Source organism: Serratia sp. 506_PEND (genome assembly GCF_001076875.1).
GTDB lineage: Bacteria > Pseudomonadota > Gammaproteobacteria > Enterobacterales > Enterobacteriaceae > Serratia > Serratia marcescens.
In genome coordinates this window covers 1-3,970 of sequence record NZ_JVEL01000537.1, presented here as the reverse complement: position 1 = coordinate 3,970, position 3,970 = coordinate 1, and the positions used below count along the sequence as shown (strand labels likewise).

Below are 3,970 nucleotides of genomic sequence, written 5' to 3'. Positions count from 1 at the left end.
GGCTTTGTTGAATAAATCGAACTTTTAGGTGATTAGCGGATCTGATCGATACAGTCGTTTCAGCATTGGATCCCCATGGCAAAGCAAAAGTTTAAAATCACTAACTGGTCCGCCTACAACAACGCACTCAGGCAGCGCGGTTCACTCACTGTGTGGCTTGATGAGTCAGCCATTGCAGCATGGACTGACAGTACACAGCCCGAAGGGCGTGGCCGTCCGCTTCACTACACCGATATGGCTGTCATCACGGTTCTGATGATGAAGCGCGTGTTCAACCTGTCGCTCCGGGCATTACAGGGCTTCGTTGACTCGATTTTTAAGCTGATGGCTCTGCCGCTGTGCTGCCCGGATTACTCTCTGGTCAGCAGGCGGTCAAAGACCGTCAACATCAACATAAAGACGCCAACCCGGGGTGAAATCGCGCACCTGGTCATCGACAGTACAGGCCTGAAGGTTTTCGGTGAAGGTGAATGGAAAGTCAGGCAGCATGGGGCCGACAAACGCAGAGTGTGGCGCAAGCTCCATCTGGCCGCAGACAGTGCGACGCACGAGATTATCTGTGCCGATTTATCGCTCAGCGGAACGACAGATGCACAGGCACTGCCGGTGCTGATTAACCAGACCCACCGGAAAATCAGGGAAGCCTCAGCAGACGGCGCCTACGATACCCGTTACTGCCATGATGCTTTGCTGAGGAAAAAAATCAGGCCGCTCATTCCGCCACGAAGTGGTGCGCAATACTGGCCCGACAAGTACCATGAACGTAACCACGCCGTGGCAAATCAGCATCTGAGCGGCAGCAATGACGTCTGGAAAAAGAAAGTGGGTTATCACAGGCGTTCAGTGGCAGAAACGGCCATGTTCCGGTTCAAAACGCTCTTGGGTGCTCATCTGAGCCTGCGGGACTATGACGCGCAGGTGGGTGAAGCAATGGCGATGGTCAAAGCGCTGAACCGGATGACGCTGTTGGGGATGCCGGACAGCATCCGGATCGCATAACGGGTGTACCGGCGGGAGCTATCCTGTCGCCTGACTCTGATTTATTCAACAAAGCCTCGGCAAGGTCAAAAATCAGGTAGAGAAATATTTAGCGGCACTCTAACGCTTTATTAATGGGAGATATCGAATGAAATTAACCGTTCTCGGCGGCGGCGGCGTGCGTTCCCCGTTCCTCGCCAAGTCCATCGCCTATAACGCCCATCGCATCGGCATTACCGAAGTGGTGTTTATGGATACCGATGAGCGCCATCTGGCGATCTACGGCGCCCTCGCGCAGGGCGTATTCCAGCGCATTCGCGGCGACATTGCTTTCAGTCTCAGCAGCGATCCGCGCCAGGCGCTGCAAGACGCCGATTACATCATCACCACCCTGCGCATCGGCGGCGAGGAAGGCCGCATCCATGACGAGCGCATCGCGCTCAATCACCAGTTGCTCGGGCAAGAAACCACCGGCGCCGGCGGCTTCGCCATGGCAATGCGTTCGATTCCGGCGATCCTCGACTATTGCCGCCTGATCGAGCAGCTTTCCTCGCCGGACGCGGTCCTGTTCAACTTCACCAATCCTTCCGGCATGGTGACCGAGGCGATCATCAAATCCGGCTTCCAGCGCCGGGTCTACGGCATCTGCGACGCCCCCAGCGAGTTTATCCGCGAACTGGCCGAGCTGCTGGACTGCCGCGAAGACCAACTGAGCGTCGACTGTTTCGGCCTCAACCATCTTTCCTGGTTCCGCAATGCGCGCGTCAACGGCGAGCCGGTCACGGAACGGTTGCTGGCGGATCCGCGCCTGTATCGCGATACCTGCATGAAATACTTCTCGCCGGAGCTGGTGGCGCTGTCGGACAATTTGATGCTCAACGAGTATCTCTACTATTACTACTACCGTGAGCAGGCGATCGCCGCCATCGTCGCGGGCGGCGAGACGCGCGGCGAACAAATCGCGGCGATCAACCGCCAAATGCTGTCAGAGTTAGGCGAACTGGACATCCCCCGCCAGTTGGAACACGCCTTCTCTGTCTATTTCTGCCATTACCTGCAGCGCGAAAACTCCTACATGCAGCGCGAGTCCAACCAGGGCAAGGTGAAAACGCGTGAGATGCTGACGCTGCAACAGTTTATCGAACAGCCGGACAGCGGCGGCTATGCCGGGGTGGCGATCGACATTCTGGAGGCGGTCAACAGCGGCCGGCAAAAACGCGTGGTGGTATCGATGCAAAACCGCGACACGCTCGATTTTCTGCACCCGGAAGACGTGATCGAAATCAGCTGCGAATTGAGCAGCGCCGGCATTCAGCCGGTCAAAATGCGCGATATTCCCGACACCCAGAAAAACCTGATTTCGCAGGTGAAAGAGTACGAACGGTTGGCGGTGGCGGCGATCCTGACCGGCAATCGCCAGCTGGCCATCAAGGCGCTGATGGTGCACCCGCTGGTCAACTCCTACTCGCTGGCGAAAACGCTGGTGGAGGAGTACCTGCAGGCTCACCGTCAATATGCCGGGCACTGGCGCTAAATGGCGCGGCGCGGCCGTCAGTGGCCGCGTCGTTCAAACCAGGCGGTGATCACATTCTCGAATCCCAACAGACAGTGACCGAAAAACGGGTTGGGATAGTAGATATCGTGATCGTATTTTTGCCGGTCCTCAAACAGAAAGGTCATGTCGGCCTGCTGCGCCAGCGGGCTGTCGCCGTCGCCGCAGAAGGCCGCCAGCAGAATGCGGTTACGCTTCACCGCCTCGCCCCAGCTCAGCGCCGAGCCGCTGTTGCCCGACTTTGAAATCACGATCACCATGTCGAAGCGAAAGCGCGTCTCACGGTCAAGAATGTCGAAATCCGGCCACAGCGACAGGTAACTGTCTACGCCCAGCGTCATAAACTTGTTGTACATATACTGCGCCACCAGCTGCGAAAAACCGCTGCCGTGGATCAGGATCTTGCCGCTGTCGAGCAGATCGAGAAACTGCGCCTGCTGGGCCGGCGGCGCCGCCGACGTAGGGCGTTCCGCCTGGTAGGCCGGCGCCATCGTCAGGTTGAATTTGATGAAATAGACCAGTTCGAGATAGCCGCGAAAGCCCAGCTTTTTAGCCAGCCGCACCAGCGTCGAGGGGGAACTGTAGCAGCGTGCGGACACCGCGCGGATGCCGTCGTCGATGCAGGCGTCCGGGTTGTCGAGAATGCAGTGCAAAATCGTCAGATCCGTCTTGCTGAGCTCCGCCTGGCTGAAGACCTGTTTGAAATTCATCGCCGCCCTCGTTTATTCGCCAAAATTATTGTTTCGCACGCGCTTCACCGCCTGTCCAGCGCGAGACACACAAATTGTGATGCGCTTTAAGCCGCCGAACCCCTTGATTTGCCAGCGGGATAACCGCCTTTACCCACCCCGCCCCGGCCCCTATAATGGCCCCTTTCTGGGGTATGGCGCGGCCGGAAACGGCAGCCCATACGGGTTCGGCTCACTACTGCTGAAGGATACGCTGCATGAAAAAGTGGTCACATCTGCTCGCAGCCGGGATGATGGCGCTGAGTTTCTGCTCTGCAAACGCCTCTGACGGCAAGACACTGTACTTCTATAACTGGACTGAATACGTCCCGCCGGGGCTGCTGGAGCAGTTCACCAAAGAAACCGGCATCAAGGTGATCTATTCCACCTATGAATCCAACGAAAGCATGTACGCCAAGTTGAAAACCTACAAAGACGGCGCGTACGATCTGGTGGTGCCTTCCACATACTTCATCGCCAAGATGAGCAAGGAAGGCATGCTGCAAAAAATCGACAAGAGCAAGCTCAGCCACTTCAAGGATCTCGATCCCACCCTGCTGAACAAGCCGTTCGATCCCAACAACGACTACTCCATTCCTTACATCTGGGGCGCTACCGCCATCGGCGTCAACAGCGACGCGCAGGATCCGTCCACCGTCACCGCCTGGGCCGATCTGTGGCAACCGCAGTACAAGGGCCGCCTGCTGCTGAC

General features: G+C 57.4%; 4 protein-coding genes. 3 read left to right on the top strand and 1 reads right to left on the bottom strand.

Annotated elements, in window-relative coordinates:
- The first annotated feature begins 75 nt into the window (after positions 1 to 75).
- Both ADK28_RS23200 and ADK28_RS23195 read left to right on the top strand, forming a co-directional pair.
- Complete coding sequence (locus ADK28_RS23200) at positions 76 to 999, top strand: IS5 family transposase (RefSeq protein WP_048795946.1); 924 nt, start codon at positions 76 to 78, stop codon at positions 997 to 999.
- Between the two features lie 127 nt (positions 1,000 to 1,126).
- On the top strand, positions 1,127 to 2,512 hold the full coding sequence (locus tag ADK28_RS23195) for a glycoside hydrolase (protein ID WP_048796790.1): 1,386 nt from the start codon (positions 1,127 to 1,129) through the stop codon (positions 2,510 to 2,512).
- A gap of 17 nt (positions 2,513 to 2,529) precedes the next feature.
- Here ADK28_RS23195 and ADK28_RS23190 read toward each other — a convergent pair whose 3' ends face one another.
- Positions 2,530 to 3,240 carry a MurR/RpiR family transcriptional regulator gene (locus tag ADK28_RS23190; RefSeq protein ID WP_048796789.1) on the bottom strand — a complete coding sequence of 237 codons (711 nt, stop codon included), beginning with the start codon at positions 3,238 to 3,240 and terminating at the stop codon, positions 2,530 to 2,532.
- Between the two features lie 236 nt (positions 3,241 to 3,476).
- Here ADK28_RS23190 and ADK28_RS23185 point away from each other — a divergent pair.
- On the top strand, positions 3,477 to 3,970 hold a 494-nt coding region (locus ADK28_RS23185; protein WP_048796788.1), incomplete at its 3' end, for an extracellular solute-binding protein.

Coding starts and splice junctions, on each gene's coding strand:
- ADK28_RS23190 (WP_048796789.1), bottom strand. CDS start 3,240: ATGAATTTCAAACAGGTCTTCAGCCAGGCGGAGCTCAGCAAGACGGAT.
- ADK28_RS23195 (WP_048796790.1), top strand. CDS start 1,127: ATGAAATTAACCGTTCTCGGCGGCGGCGGCGTGCGTTCCCCGTTCCTC.
- ADK28_RS23200 (WP_048795946.1), top strand. CDS start 76: ATGGCAAAGCAAAAGTTTAAAATCACTAACTGGTCCGCCTACAACAAC.